At 38.0% G+C, this 1,181-nt stretch carries 1 protein-coding gene and 1 pseudogene; both read right to left on the bottom strand.

The window, feature by feature from the left end; genetic code table 11:
* Positions 1 to 183: 183 nt before the first annotated feature.
* The gene (locus ADH52_RS02010) at positions 184 to 567 is read right to left on the bottom strand and encodes a hypothetical protein (RefSeq protein WP_049509774.1); all 384 of its coding nucleotides are present in this window, start codon (positions 565 to 567) and stop codon (positions 184 to 186) included.
* Positions 549 to 1,181 (bottom strand): annotated as a pseudogene (locus tag ADH52_RS02005) (hypothetical protein); the annotation flags it as partial. The pseudogene ADH52_RS02005 and the gene ADH52_RS02010, both read right to left, overlap by 19 nt.

Raw genomic sequence — 1,181 nt, 5'->3', positions numbered from 1 at the left:
GGCCGTACGAAGACGTTCCAATTTTTCATCGATGGAAGTAATCCGTGATTGGGCAGAGGAGATACTGGCGGAGTAGGCATTCACTTGTCTTTGTAGAGAATTCTATTTAAAGCAAGAGTTTACCAATAAAATATTAGTAAACTCTTATTTGATTCATTTCTAACATAGATAGAAAGGGTTATCTTAATCTTTGCTCGCTAGAATTTCAGCCCCTTCGGGTAATATTTCTTCCAGTTCAGCCTTTGTGAATAAGCCTTGCGCTTTAGGATTTCCTCTTAAAGCTTCTGGATATTGCCTCAAGAAATTTCTATTAGCTTCTTCTTGTGTCACGTTCGGTGGCCAACAGTCTTTTTTTAGCTTAAAATGAATTTCTTTAAGTGTTTTTTCCCCAGACTTTAATAATTGAAATAGTTCTAATGGTAATTCATAGACTACCCTCTGTTCTGCTATTCCTCCTTCATCTGTAACAAAAAAATATTTCTCATGATGTCGCCAAACATGTTGTCCATAACCTTTTATTTCCTCAAACTTACTAACATCTTCCCAAGCTAATTTACTATGTTCCATGTATGATCTCCACTCTTTGTACTAATATCTTTCATTACGCCTTCTGGCATATCTCCTGGATATGTTCTTCCACCTGGACGCCACCATTTATTGGCTCCAGCTTCATTACCACTTGGTATTGAAATACCTTTTTCTGCTACTACTTCTGGAGTGACATCCAAACGATAAAGTGGACCATCTCCTAAGTATCCATCATCAAATCCTAACAATGTTTCGTAAATACGATTATCCCCTCTAGCAATGTCTTGAATGATATCTGCATGATCCTTACTTAACCAAAAACTTGTTCTATCATCACCCCCAACAATACCCTCATTCCAACTCTCGCTAGGCTGAAATTTTTGAAATTTAGCAGCTCCATTATCAAATAAATGCTTATGAGCCTCTAGGTAGTCAGGGTGTAAGTATCCTTCTGGTTCAGGACGGGGAGTAATTTCCGTATCAATTGCTTCAATATTTTTAAAAACAGATTGTTGATCCAGACCATCAATCATTTTTATTTTGGGCGCTTTTTCCGAAATTTCCAACACTCTTACGCGGTCTGAAGGACTGATACCTGCCTCCGCATATTTGTGCCATTGAAGATATCTCTGACGGTCCATCGGTTCCATACT

Source organism: Streptococcus pseudopneumoniae, assembly GCF_001072665.1.
Lineage (GTDB): Bacteria > Bacillota > Bacilli > Lactobacillales > Streptococcaceae > Streptococcus > Streptococcus pseudopneumoniae_S.
This window is presented reverse-complemented; position numbering and strand designations above follow the sequence as displayed.